This is a genomic window from Streptomyces sp. Isolate_45 (assembly GCF_024721315.2).
Classification (GTDB): Bacteria; Actinomycetota; Actinomycetes; order Streptomycetales; family Streptomycetaceae; genus Streptomyces.
The window spans coordinates 73,696-97,340 of the sequence record NZ_JANFAK020000005.1 but is presented as its reverse complement, the minus strand read 5'-3'; the positions used below and the strand labels follow the sequence as shown (position 1 = coordinate 97,340).

Annotated in this window: 19 protein-coding genes and 6 pseudogenes; 12 read left to right on the top strand and 13 right to left on the bottom strand. The window is 68.5% G+C overall.

The window, feature by feature from the left end:
• Positions 1-157: 157 nt before the first annotated feature.
• Positions 158-700, top strand: a pseudogene (locus NOD94_RS03420) (IS5 family transposase); the annotation flags it as partial.
• A gap of 55 nt (positions 701-755) precedes the next feature.
• On the opposite strand, the gene NOD94_RS03415 reads toward NOD94_RS03420, so the two are convergent.
• Positions 756-1,301: a hypothetical protein gene (locus NOD94_RS03415; protein WP_281204182.1), complete on the bottom strand. Its 546-nt coding sequence runs from the start codon at positions 1,299-1,301 to the stop codon at positions 756-758.
• 118 nt (positions 1,302-1,419) lie between these two features.
• Between NOD94_RS03415 and NOD94_RS03410 the strand changes: the two genes are divergently transcribed.
• Complete coding sequence (locus tag NOD94_RS03410) at positions 1,420-1,839, top strand: DUF4279 domain-containing protein (RefSeq protein ID WP_281204197.1); 420 nt, start codon at positions 1,420-1,422, stop codon at positions 1,837-1,839.
• Positions 1,840-2,385: 546 nt separating this feature from the next.
• Here NOD94_RS03410 and NOD94_RS03405 read toward each other — a convergent pair.
• Positions 2,386-2,631 (bottom strand): DUF2283 domain-containing protein, encoded by a 246-nt coding sequence (locus NOD94_RS03405; protein WP_281204181.1) that lies wholly within the window; start codon positions 2,629-2,631, stop codon positions 2,386-2,388.
• Between the two features lie 513 nt (positions 2,632-3,144).
• On the opposite strand from NOD94_RS03405, the gene NOD94_RS03395 reads away from it, so the two are divergent.
• Entirely contained in the window at positions 3,145-3,561 is a 417-nt protein-coding gene (locus NOD94_RS03395) for a hypothetical protein (RefSeq protein WP_281204180.1), read from the top strand.
• 1,008 nt (positions 3,562-4,569) lie between these two features.
• Here the strand turns inward: NOD94_RS03395 and NOD94_RS03390 are convergent.
• Both NOD94_RS03390 and NOD94_RS03385 read right to left on the bottom strand, forming a co-directional pair.
• A pseudogene (locus NOD94_RS03390) lies at positions 4,570-4,779 on the bottom strand (transposase); the annotation flags it as partial.
• A 466-nt stretch (positions 4,780-5,245) separates the two neighbouring features.
• Positions 5,246-5,422 (bottom strand): hypothetical protein, encoded by a 177-nt coding sequence (locus NOD94_RS03385; RefSeq protein ID WP_281204179.1) that lies wholly within the window; start codon positions 5,420-5,422, stop codon positions 5,246-5,248.
• Here NOD94_RS03385 and NOD94_RS03380 point away from each other — a divergent pair.
• The gene (locus tag NOD94_RS03380; protein WP_281204178.1) at positions 5,421-5,606 is read left to right on the top strand and encodes a hypothetical protein; all 186 of its coding nucleotides are present in this window, start codon (positions 5,421-5,423) and stop codon (positions 5,604-5,606) included. The two genes, NOD94_RS03385 and NOD94_RS03380, sit on opposite strands and share 2 nt — an antisense overlap.
• Positions 5,607-6,097: 491 nt before the next feature.
• The gene (locus NOD94_RS03375) at positions 6,098-6,979 is read left to right on the top strand and encodes an N-acetyltransferase (RefSeq protein WP_281204177.1); all 882 of its coding nucleotides are present in this window, start codon (positions 6,098-6,100) and stop codon (positions 6,977-6,979) included.
• Between the two features lie 16 nt (positions 6,980-6,995).
• On the opposite strand, the gene NOD94_RS03370 is transcribed toward NOD94_RS03375, so the two are convergent.
• The gene (locus NOD94_RS03370; protein WP_281204176.1) at positions 6,996-7,127 is read right to left on the bottom strand and encodes a hypothetical protein; all 132 of its coding nucleotides are present in this window, start codon (positions 7,125-7,127) and stop codon (positions 6,996-6,998) included.
• A gap of 131 nt (positions 7,128-7,258) precedes the next feature.
• Here NOD94_RS03370 and NOD94_RS03365 point away from each other — a divergent pair, with 131 nt between their 5' ends.
• Positions 7,259-7,387: a hypothetical protein gene (locus tag NOD94_RS03365; protein ID WP_281204175.1), complete on the top strand. Its 129-nt coding sequence runs from the start codon at positions 7,259-7,261 to the stop codon at positions 7,385-7,387.
• A gap of 1 nt (position 7,388) precedes the next feature.
• Here the strand turns inward: NOD94_RS03365 and NOD94_RS03360 are convergent, their stop codons facing one another.
• Together NOD94_RS03360 and NOD94_RS03355 are read right to left on the bottom strand one after the other, a co-directional pair.
• On the bottom strand, positions 7,389-8,567 hold the full coding sequence (locus NOD94_RS03360) for an MFS transporter (RefSeq protein WP_281204174.1): 1,179 nt from the start codon (positions 8,565-8,567) through the stop codon (positions 7,389-7,391).
• A gap of 73 nt (positions 8,568-8,640) precedes the next feature.
• Positions 8,641-9,243, bottom strand: a complete 603-nt coding sequence (locus NOD94_RS03355; RefSeq protein ID WP_281204173.1) for a TetR/AcrR family transcriptional regulator — start codon at positions 9,241-9,243, stop codon at positions 8,641-8,643.
• Positions 9,244-9,426: 183 nt separating this feature from the next.
• Between NOD94_RS03355 and NOD94_RS03350 the strand changes: the two are divergent.
• Both NOD94_RS03350 and NOD94_RS03345 read left to right on the top strand, forming a co-directional pair.
• Positions 9,427-9,908 (top strand): annotated as a pseudogene (locus NOD94_RS03350) (IS5 family transposase); the annotation flags it as partial.
• Between the two features lie 974 nt (positions 9,909-10,882).
• Positions 10,883-11,215: pseudogene (locus NOD94_RS03345) on the top strand (transposase); the annotation flags it as partial.
• Between the two features lie 3 nt (positions 11,216-11,218).
• Here NOD94_RS03345 and NOD94_RS03340 read toward each other — a convergent pair.
• The 4 genes and pseudogenes from NOD94_RS03340 to NOD94_RS03325 form a co-directional block, all read right to left on the bottom strand.
• Positions 11,219-11,595, bottom strand: a pseudogene (locus NOD94_RS03340) (aldehyde dehydrogenase family protein); the annotation flags it as partial.
• A gap of 109 nt (positions 11,596-11,704) precedes the next feature.
• A complete protein-coding gene (locus NOD94_RS03335) occupies positions 11,705-13,270 on the bottom strand; it encodes a GMC family oxidoreductase N-terminal domain-containing protein (RefSeq protein WP_281204172.1) in 1,566 nt (521 codons plus the stop codon).
• 29 nt (positions 13,271-13,299) lie between these two features.
• On the bottom strand, positions 13,300-14,886 hold the full coding sequence (locus NOD94_RS03330) for an APC family permease (protein ID WP_281204171.1): 1,587 nt from the start codon (positions 14,884-14,886) through the stop codon (positions 13,300-13,302).
• On the bottom strand, positions 14,883-16,352 hold the full coding sequence (locus NOD94_RS03325) for an aldehyde dehydrogenase family protein (protein WP_281204170.1): 1,470 nt from the start codon (positions 16,350-16,352) through the stop codon (positions 14,883-14,885). Before NOD94_RS03325 ends, NOD94_RS03330 begins: the two co-directional genes overlap by 4 nt.
• 552 nt (positions 16,353-16,904) lie before the next feature.
• Here NOD94_RS03325 and NOD94_RS03320 point away from each other — a divergent pair.
• A complete protein-coding gene (locus NOD94_RS03320) occupies positions 16,905-17,108 on the top strand; it encodes a hypothetical protein (RefSeq protein ID WP_281204169.1) in 204 nt (67 codons plus the stop codon).
• A 637-nt stretch (positions 17,109-17,745) separates the two neighbouring features.
• The gene (locus NOD94_RS03315; protein ID WP_281204168.1) at positions 17,746-18,645 is read left to right on the top strand and encodes a PQQ-binding-like beta-propeller repeat protein; all 900 of its coding nucleotides are present in this window, start codon (positions 17,746-17,748) and stop codon (positions 18,643-18,645) included.
• Positions 18,646-18,878: 233 nt separating this feature from the next.
• Here the strand turns inward: NOD94_RS03315 and NOD94_RS03310 are convergent, their stop codons facing one another.
• Positions 18,879-19,877, bottom strand: a complete 999-nt coding sequence (locus NOD94_RS03310) for a hypothetical protein (protein WP_281204167.1) — start codon at positions 19,875-19,877, stop codon at positions 18,879-18,881.
• 750 nt (positions 19,878-20,627) lie between these two features.
• On the opposite strand from NOD94_RS03310, the gene NOD94_RS03305 reads away from it, so the two are divergent.
• Together NOD94_RS03305 and NOD94_RS03300 are read left to right on the top strand one after the other, a co-directional pair.
• Entirely contained in the window at positions 20,628-21,041 is a 414-nt protein-coding gene (locus tag NOD94_RS03305; RefSeq protein ID WP_281204166.1) for a hypothetical protein, read from the top strand.
• Positions 21,042-21,783: 742 nt separating this feature from the next.
• Positions 21,784-21,975: pseudogene (locus tag NOD94_RS03300) on the top strand (transposase); the annotation flags it as partial.
• A gap of 113 nt (positions 21,976-22,088) precedes the next feature.
• On the opposite strand, the gene NOD94_RS03295 reads toward NOD94_RS03300, so the two are convergent.
• Entirely contained in the window at positions 22,089-23,336 is a 1,248-nt protein-coding gene (locus tag NOD94_RS03295) for a serine hydrolase domain-containing protein (RefSeq protein ID WP_348652307.1), read from the bottom strand.
• Positions 23,337-23,645 lie beyond the last annotated feature (309 nt).

Genomic DNA, 23,645 nt, shown 5'->3' with positions numbered 1-23,645 from the left:
CACCGACATGTCGGACGCCGAGTGGGCGGTGGTCCGGCCACTGCTGCCGGTGCCGGGCCGGCTGCGGGGCCGGGGTGGGCAACCGGAGGCTTAATGCCACCGCGCGATGCTGGACGAGATCCGCTACCTGGTCGACAACGGCACGAAGTGACGGGCCATGCCTGCCGACTTCCCACCGTGGGACCGGGTCTACGCGTTCTTCCGGCGCTGGCGCAACCACGATCTGGTCCGCGGGTTCCACGACCGGCTCCGCCGCCTGGTCCGCGAGCGGGCCGGGCGGGACTCGGAGCCGGGCGCGGGCGTGATCGACTCGCAGTCGGTCAAAGCGGACGCGGTCGTCGGCTCTGACAGCCGCGGCTTCGACGGCGGCAAGCTGATCAACGGGCGCGAGCGGCACGTCGTGGTCGACACCCTTGGCCTGCTGCTCGCGGTGATGGTCACCGCAGCGGATGTGGGCGACCGCGCCGCGGCCCAGGTCCTGCTCACCCAGGTCACTGCCGCGCACCACCTGCTGGCCCTGGTCCGGGCCGACGGCGGATACACCGGCAGCCTCGTCGAGTACTGCCTCGCGGCCCTCGCCCTGGTCCTCGCCATCGTCAAACGCAGCGACGACATGCGCGGCTTCGTCGTGCTGCCCAAGCGGTGGATCGTCGAGCGGTTCTTCGCCCACCTGATGCGAAGTCGCCGTCTCGTGCGCGACTTCGAGCGTTCCATCGCCAGCGCGGAGGCGATGGTCCACTGGTCGATGACGATGCTCATGACCCGCCGCGTTGCCCGGCCACGTCCTTCGCGAGCATGCATCGGCCAGGTACCGGCTCAATCAGCCAGCCGCGCGCCGTCAGCCGCTTGGCCTTCGATCGCAGTGCCTCCACCTTTCCTGGTACGGGGTCCAGGCCGAAGCGGGCGGCCATCTCCTGGCACGTCAAAGCTCCTTGACCGAGTCGGTTACGGTCGCTGAGGGCCTGCAGGATGCGCTGGTAGTCCACCGACAGCGCCGACCAGGCCAGCCCCGCGCGCCACACCGGCACCACTGTTTTCGGCTTCGCCGCCTCCGCCGGTTCGGGCCGCGCCGGCTCCACACCGGGTACCGGCAGACCCTCGGAGGCGGCGGGGCCGACGACGGCGTCGTTGCCCGGGGCCAGTACCTCGCCAACGCGTGAGCGGGCGATGACCCACTCGTTCCACTCCTGCTCAGCCACGGCCAGCTCCGCCTGGAGGCGGTCGGCCTCCTCCCGCAGATCGTCGACACGACGGCGAGCGGTGAGCTCACGCTGTTCCAGCAGTCCCACGACCGACGGCATCCTCGACCTCCACCAAAGCAACGACACGTCACCACTGCCACGAGACCGCCAACCCTATGCCTGACCAGCGAGAACGCAGTCCTCAAGCCCGGAAAGACAACAACCCCTAACTGATGCGCTGGGTATCGAGCCTGATGAGACGAAAGTGGTCGACCCGCGCCGCCTCCCTGTTGACCCGGCGAATCCGTTCTGTCAGATCTGGAAGGTCGTATGCAGGGAACCGGGCCTGTGCGTGGACGAACAGATCGCGCACGTCCTGGGCCGTCTCCGGCCACAGACCGACCGCATTGCCGAGCTCATGAAGCAGTACAACAGTGCAAACGACGAAGACGAGCCGTACCTCGAAGCCCGGCTGGAGGTGGTGCGCTACTTCAATGACGCCGAGCAGCAGGACGAGGTCGGGCAGCCGCAGGAAAGGGACAAGCACAACCTCTTCGGCTGGGCGCTCGACCGCGAAGCAATCGCCTTTCTTGCCGCTACTGGCGCGTTTCTGGACGTCGATGAGTACGACATGACCCCTTCCCCGCCGTCGGCCTGAGCGCCCACGAGATGCCCGCCTACGCCTTTCGTTCTTGGTGCCTTGAAGACACCACCATGGCTCCGGGCCAGGTCAGTGCAGCGGGGCCGGTGGCGGTGCGACTTCGTAGAGCCGGCTTTGATGGTCTGATTCGGCTACACGTTTCAGCTTGAGTTGGCCCCAGGAATGGGGGCGTACGGGAGCGTTCGGGGGTTGTTCCGGTCTCATTTGGCCCCACCGGGTGACGTGCGGTGGGACGGTCGTGGTGGACCGTGTGGGGGCGATGCCTGATGGAGTTGTCGAGGGAAGAGCTGTTCCTGCGGATCCGCCGTGACTCGTGGCAGGAGGGACTGTCGATGCGGGCGTTGGCCCGCAAGTACGGCGTTCACCGTCGGCTGGTTCGCGATGCTCTGGCGTCGGCGGTGCCCAAGCCGCGGAAAACGCGTCATGGCAGGACGCGCCGGAGCACGCCACCGGGTCGTGCTGATCGCTCACCTACGCCGCCGCAATGCACACTGAGACGACTTCAACCAGGTACGGCGCGAGGCAAGGGACTACTCAACCGCTTCATACACCGTCGTCGTCCAGGCGCTCAGATGACTCGAGCAGATACTCGGGCAGCTTGGAGTTGGCCGCCAGTACCTCGATGCCAATGAGGCGCCCTTTTCGGTCGAAGTCAAGGTTGATCATGCCGCCGACCTGCACCGGATCGCAGGGGTACATGCGCGAGGATCTTGTGCGAACCTGCGGATCGGTGAGGTGGACGTACGCTGCGTTCGCAGTCTTGTCGTAAGTGACCCTGAGTTCTGCCACGGCTGGCGCACGTCCCTGGTGAGGCTGGTGTCGGCACAGTCTCTCTCAGTGCTGGGGCTCTACAGAGCCATGTTGAGACTGCCCAATCACGACGATCTTCGGCTACGAAAATCTTGCCAGAGCCACGTTCACATGTAGGCCGCCAGCCGGTCCACATCCTGACCACGCTGCTGTTCACGGACACGGCGTCGAAGGCGTGTGCGTTCGGCGAGATCATGGCGATGGGCGGGAACGGGGCGGCCGCAGGTCCGCTGATCGGCGGGCTTTCACGAGTGCGATCAGCCGGCGGGCCGCCCAGGCCTGATCCTCCACGATCCGGATCAGGCCCTGGACATGGGCCTACGAAGAGGCCGGCGCACATATCCGCGTGTGGTGCGGCCCAGGACGGGCCGCGGTCTATATGTTGGGCGGGTGCATCGCCTCCTCCGATGGCCCCGCCGGTCCGACCACACTCAGTCGGCATCTCGAACCGACCAGGCGGGAGCCGTCTACGGGTCGCTCCTGGCGGCTTCGGTGATCGCCACGGCCAGCGCGGTCGGTGGCTTCCCGCGTGTCCAGCTCATGGTGATGCTTCTGGTGACGGGCACGGTCTTCTGGGTGGCCCACGTCTATGCGAACCTCGCCGGCGAACGACTGGTGGGCAGGCCCGTCGGCTGGGCCGAGGTCCGACGAACCGGACGGCGCGAGCTGCCCATCATCGAGGCGGCCGTGCTGCCGGCCGCGGCCTTGGCCGTGAGCCCACTCCTGGGGCTCGGGCCGAGCGGCGCGGTGTGGTTCGCACTGTCGGTCGCGGGGGCGCAGCAGTTCTTCTGGGCCCTGTTCGGAGCCCTGAACGCCGGCGCGTCCCGCACCCAGGCGGTCATCGAGGGCCTGGTCAACGTGTTCTTCGTGTTGCTGATCGTGGCGGCGAAGGCCGCCGTCGGGCACTGACGCGGTCCGGAGAAGGTGGTGACGTCCGCCCTCGGCGTGCTGCTGATGGCTGCCTTGTTGTCCGGTAGGGATGACGAGTTCGGCGCGCTCGGACTCAATGGCTACACCAGCCTTGGGACTGGTAGGCCCGCATGTTGAGGTGTCGCCAATCCTCCGGCAGTTTCCAGTTTGATCACCTTGAGTGGTCGGTCGTGGGCGCGCAGGGTGGGATCGTCCAGCGCATTGTGCCCGTGGGGCCAGGCAGCAGTTGGTGCCCAGGGTGAGACACTTGTCCCACTCTTGCCCGCCTGCCGACAGCATGGTCATGGCCTGCGGCGCCATCGCTCCTCCCACTTCTGCGGCTTGGCCCCGGCGATGCAGGACCACGGCGTGGTCGCGGTGCGATCGCCCATCCGAGGTGCGGCGACGCACAGGCACTTGCCGCTGTTGAGGGGGTTGAGGGTATACAGACCCGGAGCCGGTTCGGGTGCCAGGGCCTGCTGCGCGTGAGCGCCGGGACCGGCCAAAGCCGCCCGGGCCAGGAACATGGCGCCGAGGACAACAGATGAACGGGCGGGTCGCAGGTATCGCATGGGGTCCCCATCTGACGGAACGAGGAAAGCGATCGATACGCAGCGTAGTGATCTGCTCCTCCGTTGATGGTCGTCGGTAACCTGCCCGCACCGGACGCCCGCACCCCCAGCGGAGGGCCTCCAGCAGGCCCACCCTCTCCGTTCCGAGATCGCAGACGCGTTCGTTTGGCGTCCCGCGGCCCGGCGTACATACCTTGACCTTGCCGAGGAGACAGCGCTGGTCATCTGATCCACCGCCTCACGCTGCCTGCTGCGCCTGTTCCACGGGGTTGAGAAGGCCGTCTCTTCGTCGAAGTGTTCGCGCTGCCGGAGGCAGTGGTGGAGCTGGCCGATCAGGCTGTTGTGGACGTTGCGCAGGGCGGAGGCGTGCCAGTCTCCGCGTTCGTTGCGGCGGTGGCGGTAGCGGGCCATTGCCCCGGGAGAGGCGCGCAGGGCCGAGAAGGCTCACGAGAAGCCCGCGGTTGGTCTCGATGGCGATCGGAATGGGCTCGTCCTGGCTGTCGTCGTACTCGGCGAGCAGGTCCGGCAGGATCTGGTAGCTCGCCGCATCGTCGGTGATGCGGCGCTTGGCCAGCAGCTGGCCGGCCTCGCCGACCAGAACGACGTCGTGGTGTTTCTCGGCCCAGTCGATTCCGCGGTAGATCAAGTGGTCCCTCCCGGAGGCTCGATGTTTGCGCTGGTCACGGGCGCATGCGGGCCACGCGGCGTTTTAGTTCCAGGCCTCGGCCACCAGGGCCGGACCGCCACCTCACTAGCTGTTCGTGACACCAGCGCACCGCGCGGGCCTCGGTCCACCGTGGGAGCTCGACAGGCTCGGACGGATCGAGAGGTCACCGTGCGACGGGCTCGCAACACAAACACCAACGAGTGAACACAGGCTGGGTGATGACCACCGGCCAGATCGACGGGACCCGCTCCGCGGTAAGGCCTCAAGGGCCCGAAACGCGCAAGACCTCCGCCGAATCCAGCCGGCGGCCACCACGCCAGACGCCGACGGAACCTTGCCCTCGGCGCTGGAGTAGCTCCAGCCGGGTGAGGCGGACCGGAGCTGCTAGGAACGAACTGGAAACGCGCCTGCGCCCTCCGCCTCGTCACGGTCGAGGTAGCCGTCCTCACCGGCCCCCTGGCGACATCCGCTGGACGAGCACCTCTACTTCGTCCCTGCAGGGCGTACGTCGCAGCCGGCAAGGCCCGTTGGACAGGAACAGGGTGGAGATCCGGTGGGCCGTTTCGAGCCCGGCCTTCTCGTGGCCCCGGATCTCGATCGTGATCACGCTCTCGTCGTTCATGATCGGCGAACCAGTGGGGTGGCCGACCGGTTTCGCGCACGCGGCAGGGCCAACTGGTTTTGTTCGCGAGTTCCGGTTCTGGCTCGCTTTCCTGGCCGAGCCCTACCGCACCCCCGCCACCGAGTGGGCGCGCGCCTGGGCGGCGGAGCGCGTCGCCGACCACACCGCCGGCGGTCGCAACTGAGCCGCAGCAGACGCGCACGACGCCTTCTTCCTTCACGAGCTGCTCGTACCGGCAGGAGAGGTCCCGGAGGCATCCCCCTTCCTGACCGACCGGTTCCTCGCGGCAGCCCACGCCGTTCCGTTGGCCGACCGGTACGGGCCCCATCTGCCCGCCGGCCACGGGCGGTGCAAGGCGCTGGTCCTGTCGCTCATGCCCGAGCACCGGGCGATCCTGCCCCGTCAAAAGCAGTACTTCACCCGGGCCCTGGCCCGTCAGACGAACACGCTGGCCGACGCGCGCGGGCGACTGTTCGTGGTCGTAACCGGCTTGGTTGACGGTGCACACCTGGCACGAGAGCGCGACCCGGCCGTGCTACTGGCCGTTTCGGCGATCGAGCAGTGGCTACGAGGCGCCCAGGAACGGGGCCTGCCCATCAACTCACCACCACTCATCTCCCGGGGGCGGGGCACCCGCCCCCGGAGGGATCATGGACACGAACGGAGGCATTTGCCATGGTCTTCTCTGTGGCTCCCGCACTTCGCGCTGCACTGCGCCCCTACACCACCGCCGACGCCGAAGCCGTCCTCGACCTGGTCAACGCCGACCGGCTCCCGGGACAGCCCACGACGACCCCGGAGATGCTGACCGAGGCCCTGGCGGGCCGATCGCCCATCGACGCCGGCTGGTGGGCCGAACTCACCCCGCCCACGACCCACGTGGCCCTGGACCCCCGGGGCCGTGTCGTCGGAGTGATCTCCTGGGCCCAGCGCCCCAAGGACGACACAGGCCTGATCCTGTGGCTGCACTGCCGAGAAGACACCGCTACCGCAGACGCTCTGATCAGCCACGCGCTCACCGCCCTGGGCCCGCGCCCCGTCGAAGCCTTCCACTTCGCGACAGCCCTGACCCGAGGGGTTGAGGCCCTGCCCGTCGACCACAGGCCCGTCACGCACGCCGCCCTGTGCCGAGCCGGATTCGCGGGCGAGTTCCTGTGGCTGTACTTCCTGATCGACCTGCCCGCGCCGAACCTGCCCCAGGCCGACGGGATGCGCATGCGTCCGGAACCCGGCGACGATCGCGCCATGCGCCTCGAAGTGCGTGAGCAGGGTCGGGTAGTGGCGGAGTCGGTGGTCGGCCTGCCGGTCGAAGGGGTAGGCGCCCTGTGGTGGATCGGCGTACTCCCGGACGTCCGAGGGCAGGGGATCGGCAGGAAGCTGCTGGGGTCGGCGCTGGAGACGCTACGGGCCCACCAGGCGGCTTCGGTGTTCCTGTACGTGGAGGCGAACGCCACGCCCGGCGGCGAAGGCGACCGGACGGCAGCCACCGCCCTCTACCGATCGGCCGGATTCAGGGAGATCGACCGGCTGCACTCCTACTCGGCCCCGACGCATTGACCGGCGACCACGAGCGCTACTTGCCGCTCTCGCCCACTGCGACGCCCGGGTGGCCCGCCCCGGAGTCGAAGATCGCGTCATCCGCCAGGACGAAGCCCTCCGAAACCGCGCCCGGGTACTCCTCACGGCGCCCTGACCTGCTGGGCATCGTCGGCCGCATCGACGTCCGAGAACCAGGCCGCGCCCCGCACCATTCGTCTCGGACCGTGAGCGTCGTAGTTGGCCGGGCCGGCCGGGCGGCGGCCACAGGGACCCCATGGGGCCCATCAGTGCGGGTGGGTGCACGTACATCGGGTGGTCGAGCTGGTGCTGCGCTTCCAGGTCGCCCCGACCATGGTGTTGATTGCCCGGCCCCAGGTGGTGCCCGCCTACGCCCTGGGGCCGGGCGCGGACGGGGCGGGACGCTGAGTCAGTCTCGTACCGGCTGCGGGCGGACGCGCCGTTCGTATTCGACGGTTTGTGCGGTCAGGACGCAGGTGGCGAGGATGGCGAGGATGGCGCCGGTCCACATGGCGGCGGCTGAACCGCTGTCGCCGGCGCCGCTGATGGCGACGCCGCCGATGGCGCTGCCGGCAACGACGCCGAGGGTGATGACGGATGTGTGCACGGTGTTGACCAGGTTTCCGGCTCCGGCGACTTCGACGACCCGGACAACGAGTGCGGGGTTCATCGTGACGCCGACCAGGCCGACCAGGAGTACACCGGGCAGAGCAGCCCAGGGCAGGTGGGCGAAGAGCGCGAGGAGCACCAGCGAGCCGGCCAGGACGAGATGGCCGATGCGCAGCAGGGTGACCGCGTGGCGGTCCGCGTGGCGGCCCACCAGGTTGTTGCCGATGACGGTGCACAGGCCGTAGCCGAAGAGGATCGCGGTCGTCGCATTGGAGGAGAAGCCCGCGTCCTGCTCCAGCAGGGGGGTGAAGTAGGAGAACGCTCCGTAGGTCGCGCCGATGGTGAGCAGGCTGATGAGGTAGCGGCTCCACAGGCGGGGCGAGCGGAACTGCTGGAGCTCGTCGGCGGTGGTCTGCGCGGAGGCCGCGGGCAGGACGGGCAGGGTGCGCAGGTCGAGCATGGCAATGAGCAGGCCGGCGCTGCCGAGGGCGACGAAGCTCGTCTGCCAGTTCCACGCAGTGGCGATGGCGTGGCTGATGGGCAGGCCGAGGACCGCACCGAGCATGAGCCCATTGAGCACGATGGTGATCGAGGACGCGATGCGGTCGGGGCTGGGGGCGAGCCTGGCGGCCATGGTCAGGGTGAGACCGAACACGGCGCCGCCGAGAGTTCCGGTCAGCAGTCGAAGCGCGGCGACCCACCAGTAGTTGTGTACCAGGGGGACGGCGGCTTCCATTACCGCGTAGGCGGTGACGACGCCCAACAGCGCGGTCTTGGGCGGTACCTCGCGCAGGGCCCAGGCGATGAGCGGGCCGCCGATGGCCATGCCGAAGGAGTAGATCGAGATGAAGGCGCCGATCGCGGCGGTCGAGGCACCGAGGCTACGGGCCATATCGGGCAGCATGCCCATCGTCTGCAACTCGCTCATGGCTACGAGAAGCAGGGTGAGCATGAGCCAGTAGAGAGGTCGTTTGTTCACAGCAGGAACTCTTTCTGTATTCTGAAATCCAAAATTTGGGCATGCCGAGACCGGGGCTTGCCGCCCTCTTCGCTCAGACCAGCAGGGAACGAAGCCCGTCAAGTGCGATCCGGCGCAGCATCTCGGGAGTGACTCCGGTCTGCGCGGTCACGCGGAGCCCGGCGATGAGAGTGTTCACCAGGAGCGCGCCTTCGCCGGCGCCAGGGCCGTCAGGAATGCTTCCGTCCATGCGGCCGGCCCGGATGGCGTCTTCGAGTAGGCCGAGTCGCTCACGCAGGTCTCGCTCGAGGATCCGTGCGATGCGTTCGTCGCGCGCCCGCAAGTCGGGATTCATCAGGGTGTGCACGCCCATGCAGCCGGCGGCATGGCCCTCGTCGCGAGCGACGCGCTCTTCGTCGACGATCGCATCGACCAGCTTCCGGAGCCGGTCGCCACCACTGAGGGAAGTGTCGGTCAGGATCGCCGCCTGAAGCCCTCGCATGGTGGTCGCATAGTGCTCCAGCGCCCGCACGAAAAGTTCATCCTTGGACGTGAACGCGTTGTACAGGCTGCTGCGCCGCACATCAGCGGCCTCACAGAGCTGCTCGGTCGACGTATCGGCGTAGCCGTGGACACGGAACTGAGCCGCCGCCGCTTCGAGAACCGTCGTCTCGTCAAAGGTTCGTGGTCTGGCCATGCGTGGACGCTACCACGTTCTGTACTTCGAAATACACAATACTTCGGCAGAACCACCTGACGTCCCTACGCGATGAGTAGGACCTGCCGATGGCAGCGTGCCGCTCACCCCACGCGGGTTCCGCTGTTTCCGCCGGAGCGATGCTCACGAGGTAGGGCTCCCCGCAGACGCGGGAGCCGGCACTTGTCCGAGTGGGAACTCGTGCAACCGCTGCTGCCCCGGCCTGGTTTCGGGCGGCCGCGGCTGGATGACCGGACGGTTCTCAACGGGATCGTGTGGAAGTTCCGGACCGGGGTCGCATGGCGGGACGTGCCTGAGAGGTACGGGTCGGGGGCCGGCCTCCACACCCGTTTCCGCAGGTGGGCAGCAGACGGGACCTTTGAGCGGATGCTCCGGGCAGCCCAGGCGCAAGCGGATGCCGCAGGCGATATCGAGTGGCTGGTGTCGGTGGATTCCAGCATCGTCCGTGCCCACCAGCACGCGGCCGGAGCCCGAAAAGGGGGCTCCACAGCCCGGCCCTCGGCCGCTCCCGCGGCGGACTGACCTGCAAGATGCACCTGGCCTGCGACGGCTCGGGCCTTCCCCTGGCCTTCGTCCTGACCGGCGGGAACACCAACGACTGCACCCAGTTCACCGCCGTGATGGACGCGATACGGGTACCTCGTATGGTGCGGGCGATGCCCCGGCGTCGCAGCCAGGTCCGGATCGCCTTCGAGCTGTAGCCCTTGTCGCCCCGCGCGGCGTGCGTGTGTGAGGCGGTGAACTACCCGCTCGCCGGCGCGGAACCGGTGACGTGTCCAGTCGTTGGCGGGCTGTGAGGTACTCGTGATGGGCTGGGACGCACACCGCCCCGGGGTTCACCCCCGTGCTTCCGAGGCGGCCCCGGGTCCTGACGCCTGACGCGCTTGTCCCCGCCGGCTTGCGGCCCGGGGCGGGCGCATCGCGCGCGGCGGTGTCAGTGTCAGGCGTCAGGACCGCGTCCGAGCCGGTGAGCTCTGTGGCACTCAGGCCGACTCCCTGGCGAACGCGCGGCTGTGAGGTACTCCGCTCTGTTGTCGGGCGACAACCACCGGGGTTCGTCGGACGGTTCGCCGACCGGCTGGGCAAGCCCGCATCGGCCCTGCGCCGGTGCCTGTGTTCACCCCCATGGGTTCCCCTGTGGTGATGCCCCTTCTTGGCCGGATCATTTCCGCAGCTCAGACCGCTTGACCAGCAGAAAATCGGAGCCTGACACCTCTAATTCGTTAGTAATTAGAGGTTTTGGATCTCTGATGGGCCCGGGGCGGCGTTGCCCGGCCGAGGGCAGGACGTGTGCGGTCCGGTCGGTGCCGTGGTGACCCCTACGACACCTCCGACCGTGCGAGGTCTTTGTAAAGACTGGTGGCGCTGGGCGCCGGCCGGTCCTCGCACGTTCTGTCCTCGCGGGCCCGTCGGGTTCGGGATCCTCGTTGGATGAGCTGCCGTACGGTGACGCGTTTATCCTCACGAGCTTCGAGCTCTGGACACGGCGTGCGCCCGTGCGGTCCGGCGGTGCCGCGCACGGCTGATGAGGTGGCGGGCTTTGGAGCCCTGGAATTAGTGCGCCGTGCGGTCCCGCGTGCTCGTCTTCGAGAACGGCACCGGCGAAGGGGCGGGATCCATGGACGTGTTCTGCGGGATCGACTGGGCGGAGGGACATCACGACGTCGCGATCGTCGATGACACCGGCAAGGTGCTGGCCAAGTGCCGGATCAACGAGGATCTGGACGGCTACCGGCTGCTGGTGGATCTTCTGGCTGAGCACGGCGATGCCGCGGAGACGCCGATCCCGGTGGAGATCGAGACCAGTCGCGGCCTGCTGGTCGCGACGCTGCGGCAGGGTCCCCGGAAGATCTACGCGGTCAACCCGATGGCTGCCTCCCGCTACCGCGACCGGCACGGAGTCAGCCGCAAGAAGTCTGACCCGGGCGACGCCCTGGTGCTGGCGAACATTACCGCGTACCGGCTTGCCGTCTCCCAGCTCTCCGCGACCGCGAGCGGTTCGAGGTTCGCCTCCATCCGGTCAGCGATCTTGAGCAGGATGTTCGCGCGGTCGCCGGCCGCGGTGCGGCCCCAGCTGGTGGCGCGGCGTGTGCCGCGTCCTGGGCCCGCTCGACGTCCTCGGTGGTGCCGCGGGCGATCTCGGTGAAGGGGCGGCCGTTGACCGGGCTCGGGTTCTCGAAGCACTGGCCGCGGGCCGGCGGGACATACGCGCCGCCCGATCCAGTGGTCGTAACGGGACTCGTACGAGACGTTCGCGCCGGCGCTGCCCGGCGCTGCCCGGCGCTGCCCGGCGCTGCCCGGCGCTGCCCGGCGCTGCCCGGCGCTGCGTATCGGGTCATCTCCATGGCCTCCCGGTGAGGGCCCCGCCCCGCCCCTGGGGCGGCGCTCGCCGCGAGGCCAGGTGCCGGGACGTTGCAACCGCGTTGCGGTGTAGGGCCGTTCAGGATTCCTTGATCATGTCGGAGCACTTCTCGCCGATCATCATCGTGGTGATGCACGGATTGACCGCGGGCAGGAACGGCATGATGGACGCGTCGGCCACCCGCAGCCCGCTCACACCCTTGACCCGCAGTTGCGGATCGAGCGGCGAGTCCGCGTCGTCCGCCGCGCCCATCCGCACCGTGCCCGCCGGGTGGTAGACGGTGTTGTGCGTCTCGCGGATGTACGCGAACAGCTCTTCGTCGCTCCTGGCATCCGGGCCGGGCGCCAGCTCCGCACCGGCCCAGTCGGCCAGCGGAGCCTGGGCGGCGATCTCGCGCGCGAGCCGGAGCCCGTACGTCATCACCCGGATGTCGTGCTCGTGCGTGAAGTAGCGCGGGTCGACCTTCGGCTTGTCGCGGAAGTCGCGGGTGCGCAGCCGGACCGTACCCATCGAGCGGGCCCGGGTGACGTTCGGCGTGAGACAGAAGGCATTGTCCGTGGTGGGGTAGCCGCGCCGGTAGGTGTTCATGTCGAACGGCACCGAGCCGTAGTGGAACATCAGGTCCGGCCGGTCCAGGCCCGGTTCGGTGTCCGCGAAGATGCCGATCTCCCACCACTGGGTGGAGGAGGTGACCATGGGCTGCTTCGCCTCCCACATGATCACGCCCTCGGGATGGTCCTGGAGATGGGATCCGACACCGGGGGAGTCCACCCGGACCTCCACCCCGCACTCGCGCAGATGCCCGGCCGGTCCGATGCCCGACAGCATCAGCAGTTTCGGCGAGTCGATGGCCCCGCAGGCCACGATCACCTCGCGCCGCGCGCGTACCGCCCCGGTGTGAATGGTGTCGGGCTCCAGATACTCGACGCCCGTGCAGCGCCGGCCGCCGTCGTCGAACAGCAGCCGCTTGGCCTGCAGTCCGGTACGTACTTCCAGATTTGGCCGCTTGCCGAGGATCGGGTGCAGATAGGAGACCGACGCGGACGAACGGGTGCCGTCCTCAAGGGCGTTGATCTGGAACCAGTGCGCGCCGCGCATCACCGTGGTGCCGGTGTTGAACGGCGTGGTGGGGATGCCCGTCGCCGCGCAGGCCTCGAGCAGAGCAACACCGCACGGGTCGTGCGGCGGGATGGTGCGGAGGGTGACCGGGCCCGAGCGGCCGTGGTGGTCGCCGGGCGCGTCGTTGGTCTCCAGCCGCTGGTAGAGGGGAAAGCAGTCCGCGGCGCTCCAGCCGGAACAGCCCGCCGCCCCCCACTCGTCGAGGTCCTCCGCCGGTGCCCAGAACGCGATGCAGGAGTTGTGCGAGGAGCAGCCGCCGAGCACCTTGGCGCGGGCGTGCCGCATGAAGCTGTTGCCGTTCTCCTGCGGTTCCACCGGATAGTCCCAGTCGTAGCCGGACTCCAGCAGAGCCATCCAGCGGTCGAGCCGGAGGATGCTGTCGTCTCCGACGTCGGAGGGGCCCGCCTCCAGTACGCAGACGCTGACGTCCCGGTCCTCGGACAGCCGCGCGGCGACGACGGCGCCAGCCGTACCGCCGCCGACCACGACGTAGTCGAACTCGGCCACAGGGCTCTGAGCGGGCATCGGTTCTCCAGGATCAGAGGATCAGAGGATCAGGGGGCGGCGGCCGGGGGCTGCGGCGGCGAGTCCGCGGCCTGGAACCGGTGCTCGGCGAGCACGCCGGTCTTGTGCCGCTGCACGAACCAGTAGTAGGCGAAGCCGCCGAACGCGACGACGCCGATGAAGAGGAACGCGCCCCAGCGCAGATACCAGTGCTGCGGTTCCGTCGCGTTGTAGACCTCGGCGCGCGGCCAGGCGAGGTTGAGGGACATGGCGGCGCCCCACAGTACGGCGACGATATTGATCGGCAGCCCGAGTTTGCCGAGCGAGAAGCCGCCTTCGGCAGGCTTCCAGGTGCCGCGCAGCCGTCGGATCAGCATGGGCGCGGTGACCAGCAGATACGCCAGGTAGATCATGATGATCGCGATGCTGGTGATCACCGAGAAGATCTGCGGCTGGTTGATGTTGATCACCAGGATGATGACGCCGATCGCACCGATCACGACGGCGGGCACCACGGGCGTCTGGAAGCGCGGGCTGACCCGGGCGAGCACCGAGCCTGCCGGCAGGTTGTTGTCCCGTGCCATGGCGAACATCAGCCGGATGCCGGCGGCATGAACGGCGAGGACGCAGACGGTGATCGCGACGACGACGCACCACAGGAAGATCTCGCCGACGGTCGCGCCGAGCGTCACCAGCACCACGTACTGCAGACCGCTCGTACTGAGCTCCTTCGCGTGCAGATCCGGCACGGCCATCAGGGCGAAGAGCAGGATCAGGCCGCCGATGATGAAGGACGCGATGAGCGCCCGCAGGATGGCGCGGGGCGCGTTGCGGCTCGGATTGTGCGACTCCTCGCCCAGTGACGACGCCGTGTCGAAGCCGTACATCACATACGCGGAGGCCAGTGACGCGGTGAGGAAGGCACCGAAATAGCCGAGGGGCTGGCCGCTGCCGAGTCCGTACGTGTCGGTCAGGACGGTGCTGGGGCCGCGGGTGACGTGTGCCGCCAGGCAGATGATCAGGGCGACGGCGGCGATCAGCTCGATGAACACACCCGCGGAGTTGATCCGCGCCATGAGCTGGACGCCGAAGGCGTTGACCGCAGTGGAGAACAGGATGAGCACCGTGCCGAGGAGTACGGCGTTGGCCGCCGCGTCGTTCGTGCCGCTGCCGTCACCCACGAACTGGAACGATTCGTCGATCTGCGGCAGCGTGACCTGGTAGGCCAGCGCCACGGCCGAGAGCGTCACCATGGTGGCCGTCATCATCATCCAGCCGCCGAGCCAGCCGATGTGCGGCCCGCCCATGCTCTTGGCCCAGTTGTAGACCGAACCGGCCACCGGGTAGCGGGCGGCCAGCTCGCAGAAGCACAGGGCCACCATCAGCTGGCCGACGAAGACCATCGGCCAGGACCACCAGTAGGCGGGACCGCCGAAAGCCACACCGAAGTAGAACAGCTGGAAGGTTCCGGTCAGGATCGAGATGTAGCTGATCCCGGCGGCGAAGGTGTGGAAGTTGCCCAGGGTGCGCTTGAGTTCCGGCCGGTAGCCGAGCTCGCCCAGCGCGTCGTCGTCGTGTTCGGTCTGGGTCCGGGCGGGGCCCGCGGGCTCCGGCCCCGGGCCGGCCTCCGTACTCATTCGAACCACCTCTGCGGACTCGGCGAGAGATTGCGCCAGATGTGTTTGATCTCCTGGTACTCGGCCAGTCCGGCCGGGCCCAGCTCGCGGCCGAAGCCGGACTGCTTCATCCCGCCCCACTCGGCCTGGGGCACGTAGGGGTGGAAGTCGTTGACCCATACCGTGCCGGCGCGCAGCTTCGACGCCACCCGGTGCCCCCGGGCCACATCCTGCGTCCAGACCGCTCCGGCCAGGCCGTAGACGGTGTCGTTGGCGAGGGCGACCGCCTCGCTCTCGTCACGGAACCGCTCCACGGTGAGCACCGGACCGAACGATTCGTCGCGTACCACCGACATGCCCGGGGTGCACTCGTCCAGCACCGTCGGCAGGTAGTAGTAGCCGTCCTGCAGGGACGGGTCGTCGGGCCGCTTGCCGCCGCAGCGCAGCACCGCGCCCTCGGACAGTCCCGCGGCCACGTAGGCCTCGATCTTGGCGCGGTGCGCGGCGGAGATGAGCGGTCCGGTGCGGGCGTTCTCGTCGAACGGGCCACCGAGCGGGATCGCCCGGGCCCGCTTGACCACCTCCTCGACGAAGGCGTCGTGCAGCTCGTTCTGGACCAGCAGCCGCGCTCCGGCCGAGCAGACCTGGCCGGAGTGCAGGAAGACCGCCATCAGGGCGTAGTCGACCGCGGCGTCGAAGTCGGCGTCGGCGAAGACGACGTTCGGATTCTTGCCGCCGAGCTCCAGGGCGACCTTCTTCACCGTGGGGGCAGCGGCGGCCATGATGCGCCGGCCGGTGACGAGCCCGCCGGTGAACGACACCAGGTCGACTCTCGGGTCCTCGCTCAGCGGTGCGCCCGCCGTGGGCCCCGCGCCCAGGACGAGGTTCGCGACCCCGTTGGGCAGCCCGGCCTCGGCCAGCAGCCGCATCAGAATGATGGCGGTGTGCGGGGTCAGCTCGCTGGGCTTGAGTACGAAGGTGTTGCCCGCGGCAAGCGCCGGGGCGACCTTCCAGGCGGTCTGCAGCAGCGGGTAGTTCCATGGGGTGATCAGCGCACACACGCCGACCGGCTCGTGCACCACCCGGCTGTCCGCCTCGGGGTTGCCGGCGTCGACGATGCGGTCGCTGCCGCCCGAGGCGGCCAGGTTCCCGAAGTAGCGGAAGCAGTTGGCGATGTCGTCCATGTCGTACTCGCTCTCGACGAGCCGTTTCCCGGTGTCCAGGGATTCGGCTCGGGCGAGTGCGTCCTTGTCACGTTCCAGCAGGTCGGCGACGCGTAGCAGCAGCCGGCCCCGCTCGGCCGCGGGGGTGGCGGGCCAGGGCCCGCGGTCGAAGGCGTCCCGGGCCGCGGCGATCGCCGCCGCGGCGTCCTTGGGCCCTGCCTCGTCGACGGTCGCGACGAGGGTGCCGTCGGCGGGGCAGCGGATCTCGCGTACCTGCCCGTCGGCAGCGGCGGTCCATGTACCACCGATGAACAGCTCCGGCATGGGGGCTCCTCCGGGTTCGGACGGTCATGCCCTGTCGTGCTCCATCTACCGACAGTAGGGAGAGTGAGCGGTGTTCGCAGTGTGGAAGCGGTCATCCGGTGGGAACGTCATCGGCCGCACGCTCGAAGAGACGCCCGGGCGGCGCCGTCCGGGCGGCGCCGTCACGTACCCCGCCAGGCGTCGAACTCGTACACGCGAGCGAGCCGCGGACGGCCGCTGGTGTGCGGGGAGGACGGAGCCCCGGGCCCGGTCGCCCGTCCGCGGATTCGGTCCAGCACCGGAGTGGGCTGCTGCATGGTCGGAGACGGGTCGGGTCCGACCGGACCTCGCCCGACGGTCGGATGACGGGGAGGGTGTCGTGGCCCCCGAGCGGCCGCACTGCGCGCGGTCTGTTCCTGTGGCTGGACGGGTCCGGAGTACCGTCTCGACCGGACGTCGATCGCGGGCGAAGGGCTGGAGGAGACCGGCGATGAGCAGGCGGATGCCTGTGAGCGGGACTGTGACGGCCACACCGCCCGGGTCGAGTCCGGCGCCATCCCGCTGCCGGACTCTGTGACCCTGTTGCTGGAGCGGCCGGAGGAGGAGATCGAGAAGCTGACGAGGACGTCCCCGGCTGCTGCGGTGCGTGCGGCCCGCCGGTTGGAGGTCGTCGCCGAGCGGGTCGGGTATCGGGCTGCCCGTGGCACCCGCGCCGACCTGACCACCGCCCAGGCCGCGGCCGCGCTCGGCCTGGACGAGAAGGCCGCGATCCAATGAATGGCCCGCTTCGGCCGGTGGAGCCCCTACTCCTGATCCCCTCGGTCGAGGGTGACCGGAACGGGCGAGCGCGCCCATGGGTCCGGGTCCGCGGTGAGGGCGGTGCAAAGCCGCCACAGCGACGATGAGCGGATGGTCCCAGCCATGATTGCGTCGACCGGGTACACACGGATCAATCGGGCATGACAATGTCGTGGGTAGGCAGGTGGGCTGCGTGGTGCCGCCCACTCGGTCGGGCCGGTTCCGGGGGGCGCCATGCGTTCGAGAACTCGCAAGGTCAGATGGACTCTGAGCGCATGCGGTCTGGTGCTGGCATTGGCGTCGGCTCAGGGTGCAGTGCCAAGGGGGACAGCCCTCCCGGTGGCAGCGAGGAGAGCATGCCCGCGCCTGCCGCGCCTGCCGCGCCTGCCGCGCCGCAGGGGTACGATCCGCCGCTGAAATTCGCGACGGAGGGTCACGACCTGCCGTGGTCGGGCGCGAGGAACCGGAAGGATCCGCTTCCCTTCACTCTGGAAGGGACGACGACATGGATGAGCACCGGCGAGGGTCTCGTGGGATTCGACGCGGTGACCCGGCGTACGGCTCGCATCGGTCCAACTGGTCCGTGGGCAACGGGAACAGCGCCTGAACGCCCACTGTGACAAAGGTCGCCGACCGCACCGTCGTCCTCACCGCGTTCCCCATCGCCGTCGAGGGCAAAGGGACGGAACGTGGTCACCACGAGTTGGAAATCCTTGCCGTCGATGCGAATACCTCCGAGGCGGCATGGAGTTTCAGGGTCACGAATGAGGCTGTCACGTTCCTGACCAGGCCCGGTGGGCTCCCAATCCTCTCTATCGTCGGCGTTTCCGGTACTACGGCCGTGATCAGCTACGGACATGGACCGGGGGACAACAGCTTCGTCGCCGCCGTCGACCTCGTCACCAAATCCCTGTTGTGGTCCAAGGCCCGCGTCACAGCCGTCGCGGTGGGGGATGGCAACGTCGCCCTGCGCGAGGGGGAGATGGGCGACTCGAAGCTCTACGGGGTCCGCGCGGCGGACGGGCAGCCCGCGTGGAGTGGAGTGCACAGCGAGGACTTCTTCGCGGTGGGCCCGGCCGGCCCTAACTTCGTTGCCGTCCAGACCAAGAGACTCGGTACGGGTGAGGACTTGCCCCTGTTGAACCTGGCGACTGGCAGTCGAGCGACCGAGCACAGCATGCGGAACGTACCGGTCCGTTGCGTGAATGACCCGGTCACGACCACCGTCGTGTGCAGCGACGACCACGGGGTCACCGTTGGCCTGGACGCCAAGAGCGGTCGGCAACTCTGGGCCCTTCCCACGCAAACCCGCCGATCCATCGACGTCACGGCCGTATGGCACGGGTTGGTCTACGCGAAGGTCGACGATGAGACGGTGCTCCTGGATGCCCGGACAGGTGCCGACAGACCCGAATCCCTGGAATCCGTACCTCGCCTCGTGAACAGTTACATCGGGGTGTTCACGGACCCGGACGCTCCTGCGGCCTCGCCCGTCGTACGCCGTACGAATGGCTGACGAACCAGCAGGTGGTGCGCCGGTCATTCGGCCGGAAGGCCTTTGCCAGAACCCGTGACTCGCCGACAAAGCCATCGACCAATGGAGCGGCCCCTCCGCCCCCGGGGCGAAGGTCCGTGCGGTCGAGGCCGTTGGCTCCGCAAACGGGTAGGTCGACGCGCCTTCCCGGACATGTCACAGAGCCGAGTGATCAAGGTCGACGCGCCATTCGACGCCGGTCGTTGAGGACCGAGTCAGCTGGCGAGTGCCTTGAACAGGCCGCTGATCGTGTTCTGGTCCGCGATCACCGGCAGGGTATCGAAGTAGAGCTCCCATTCGCCCTTGGGGCCGATCCGCTCGACGATCCCGAAAGGGATGCCGGTGCCCCTGGGGTCGCCGGGGTCGGTCATCGTGCCGTGCCACTCGACGTATGTGGTGGTGCGGCCGAATGCGACCTGGCCGGCCTTGAACTCGACGTCGGCGTTCTCGAACAGCCGCTGCAGGTAGGCGGTCTTGCCCTCCTGGGTGGTCAGCGACCGGTCAAGGCCGGGCCCGGCCAACTTGGCGTTGCCGGTGCGGGCGGCCAGCGCGGCAGCGTCCCCGCTGTTCCAGGCGGCGAGGCGGGCGGGGATTTCCTGGACGTGGAACCGGTCGGGGGCCGCTCCGCGCGGGCCGGGGCCGGCGGGGTCGGCGATGCCGGCGAAGAGGGGGCGAGGCCGCTGCGATTCGGGTAGGACTTCGAACAGCTCGTAGCGGTCGTAGTAGCGGCGGGCCTGGATGGTCTTGCCGTCGTCGCCGAGGACGTTGCGGGCGATCTGCGGGTAGCTGACCTTCTTGCCCTTCAGGGTGATCGTGTTCTGCTGGCCGAACATCATCACCGAGCCGTCGGCGACCACGTCCGTGCCGCGGTAGCGCAAGTCCGGGGCGAGGCGGAGTGAGTTGGTGATCGAGGCGCCGATCAGTTCGTGGCCGCGCTGGGGCTTGGCGCCGGCCTCCCAGAGGCTGGCTTCCTCGTCGAAGATGTCCAGGTAGGTCTGGAGGCCAGGGGCCTCGCCGAAGGCGATCTGCCGCTTCATGAAGGCGCAGGCGTTCGGGGTGATCCGTCCTTCGAGGCGGTCAACCTTTTCGCGGACCTCAGCGCACGCGCCGCCCTCGGCGGTCGCATTGGCGATGGTCGGCGCGCCGATGGTGAGGCCGGCGAGGAGAGTGGCCCCCGCGAGCAGTCCGGTGCGCGTGTGCCGCCGTATGCTCATGCTGTTCCTCGTTCCTGATCGTTTGATTGTTTGATCGCTGCGATGGATCAAGCTTCGTCGGGGGCGCCGGGGAAAACGATTACCTGCCAGGTAATGCCGGGCGTTGACTGCGGACGCCGCCCGATCACCTTGAGGTTCTCGTGGAGCTTGGCGCCGCGGGCGATGGCAAGCAGGGCCGGGAAGTTCGGTGGTAGACGTCAGGCCCGCGGCCTGGAGGGACGAGCGCTCTGCTCCAGCGGCAGTGCGGCGCGCCTACGGCCGTGTTTTAGGAGTGGCTGGAGTGCTGGGTGGGTCGTCCGGGGAAGTCGCGGGCGGCCATCCAGATCGCGAGGTCACGGGCGATCTGGTCGATGCTGGTCTCGGCCGCGACTTCGTGTTCCCTCCCCGGGGCTGTCGGGGCGGCCCGGGTCCTGACACCTGACGCGTTCCACCCCCATCTGATCTGCGCCGGGGGTGGGTGCCGCCGCGGTGGTGGCGTCAGCGTCAGGTGTCGGGACTTTTCCATGTGGCACACAGTCCGTTGTCCCTGAGAGGCGAACAGTCTCAAAGCTGTTGAGAACAACCGCAGTCGACTCTTCGCGACCGGCGGCAGGTCCGCGTCCTTCCGGCGGGGTGTCGGGGGTCGCGCGCGTGCCTGATGGTCCGGAAGGGTCGGCTGCACCTATCCCGTATCGCGTTGTGCCGCAGGCGCCCTATCGGCATGCGGGGCAGCGGATGTGTACGGGAGGCCTGCTGCATCGAGGGGGAGGCATGCCGCACACGCCGGATCCGGGAACACCAAAGTCAGCGCATGAGGAAGAGCCCCGTCTTAGCAGTGACGAGGTCGCGAAGCTGTGGCCGGTGCGTAAGAACTGGCTACCGGGTGTCGCCTATCGTGAGGATGTCCGCGTCCGCAGGGTCGGCGGGGAAAGCCGGGGCACGTGGGGGGCGGAGCCGACCTTCCATTACTTCCACCCAGGGGACGTGCACAGGGCCGCGCCGGCCATCGCCGAAGGAAGCGTGGACATCCCGTCGGACTGGCGCATCGACACTCCCGACGGTCGGCGGGCGGAGTTCTGGAGCGTGTTGAGCGCACGTGTCGCCATCACGCTCTTCACGGCGGTCTTCCTGTGCGGGATCTTCCTCTGCCCGGGCACAGTTATCTTCTTACTGACAGTGGAATGATCACGGGCGTCGTAGCCGACGGGCAGTGCTTCTCATGACCGTAGCCAGTCGCGGTACTCGTGACAGAAGGGCTGCTGAATGAGCATGTGTGACAAGCCGCGCGCCTCGTTGGTGACAACCACGCTGCTTCATTCGATCCCGCGCGCCACGTCACCCGGCTCTCCCGGTGACAACTACTGAGCTTCGGCTCAGTCGAGTATTACGTCCGTGGCCGACCGCGAGGCCGGGGAGGCCCGCGAACGCGAGGAAGCGGCAGTGGCCTGGGCGCGCGAGAAGCGTGCCGATGGCTGGCTGGGCCGGCTCCCGGGACGGAACTGACCCGGGCCGGGCGCGGGCCCGGCCCCGGGCGTGGATAGGCTCGTGGGCAGTCCGTGCCGACATGGGTGTGCGGGTCAGGTCCGGTGCCCAGAGCGCTCTGGGCAGTACGACCGGTCCGACTTCGGCCTTGGTACACCACGGTGTATCAGGGCCTTGTCGTTCGGCTGCGGTTGGATGAAGTGGTTCACGTTCACCCTCGCGTGTCCCGGCCGGCAGTGCGGGCGGGCGCGGGGAGTCCGGGCGGGGCGGCACTCTCGACCGCGGCATCGGGGGACGTGCCGCCCGCACTTCCACGGTACGCCCGCCAAGCCCGGTGGAGCCGGATCCGCGGCGCTGCTGAGTACCCGCCCGGACGCCGGGGGCACGACGAATCCGGCGCGCCTGGTCGTGTGTCCGCCGGATGAGCGCGGGTGGAGGCGGGTGCCGCAAGAACCGCGGTTCACGCGGCGGCCGGCCCACCAGCTTCGGCAGCGAGCGATACAAGAAGCGCAACACCGTCGAACGCGCCATCAACCGGCTCAAGGGCTTCCGCGCCGTCGCCACCCGCTACGAGAAACGCGCCCACATCCACCTCGGCACCGTCACCCTCGCAGCCCTCATCATCTGGCTCCGACATGATCCGAGAACCATCGCCCAAAGGTGTCGGCGGCTGCCCGCGAGCGTGATGGCCGGAGCGCGTCCCGACGCCTTGGCATCTGACCTCGACGCTCCGAGATCCCCGAGTCAAGCTCAGGCGCCGCAGAATTCGGCTTCGACGACCCGCTGTTCGTGGACGTTCCAGTCGCCGTTGAAGTTCAGCGACAGCACGTGATCTCCGTCTGCCGTCGCCATGGTCTGCGAGATGGAGCCCTGAATGCCGCCGTTGTGCCCCCATACCTCGGTACCGCACGACAACGTCATCCTCATCAGTCCCAGGCCGTAGGAGAAGGTCGGCATGTTCTTGATCGAGACGGTCGTCATCATCTCCTTCAGCTGAGGCTCCTTCAGGAGCCGACCGGAGAACAGGGCCCGGTAGAACCGGTTGAGGTCTTGGTTGCTGGAAATCATTTCTCCGGCGGCGCCCGCGAAGGAGGGGTTGAGTTCGGTGACGTCGTAGGTGGTGCTGTTCGGCTCTCCCGGCCCGGCGAGCTCCCCGGTCAGCTTCGAGTAGGCGCGTCCGCTGGGTCCGGGTACGCGGGCGCGGGTGCCCGGCAGACTCGTGGAGTCCAGGTGCAGGGGGCTCAGGATGCGCTGCTCGATCTCGTGGGCGTAGGAGCGGCCGGTTGCCTTTTGGATCACCATGGAGGCGATGACGTAGTTGGTGTCGGAGTAGCTCCAGCCGTCGCCGGGGGCAAAGGTCGGCCGGTGTGTCATGGCCAACCGGACGATCTGGCGGGGAGTCCACGTGTCGTAGCGGTGCTTGAGGAAGTCGGTGCCGAACTCCTTGCGCTTGAAGTCATGGTCGTCGGTGTAGCTGTAGATGCCGCTGGTGTGGTTGAGGATCTGCCGTAGCCTGATCTTGCTGCCGTCGTGCCCATTACCCTGCACCAGGCCCGGCAGCCAGTGGTCCACCGTGTCGTCCAGGCTCAGCTTCCCTTCCTCCTCCAGCTGCAGTATCACCGTGGCTACGAACGTCTTGGTGATCGAGCCGATCCGGAAGCGGTCATCGGCCCGCGGCTTGCGGCCGGTTGCGAGATCCGCAGTGCCCGCATGTCCCGCCCAGGTGTCGTGCCCCTGCTCGGCGAGGACGATGCCCCCGGGCGCCCCGTCCCGGACGACCGAGTCCAGGGCCGCCCGGGTGGCCGCGTGGCCGCCTCGTGCCGCCGAGAGGTCCGCGGTGCCGGCAGCCGACGCCGGCAGGGCGAGACCGGCGCTCATCACGACCGTGGCGACCGCCCCGACGACAGCGACCCGCAGCCTGCGTTCCCCGCGGCTGCGGCTACCCGTCGTGGACGTACGTGACCCATTGGCTGCGTGCCCGTGCCCGTGCTCGTACACGAAAAACTCCTGTCGCTGGTGGGTGACGACCTGATCTGGACCCAGTGTTTTCGTTCAAGGTCCCGACCCGGGATACCGCCAACCACCCGCTTGAAGGTGGGGTTACCCCCCGTCAGCTGGGTGGACGACCGGGGTTTGGCCTTGTTCACGGGCTGTGGTTCTGGCACAGACCTTGGGGAGCGGCCGCGGAGGGGGACAGGTTCGTTCGATTGCAGGGAGTCGCGCGGGGTGCCGGGCACGACCATCTGCCCGATCTCGATGACCTGGTCGCTGATGGAGTTCAGCCGGGAGATGCCCCTCTTCTTCGCG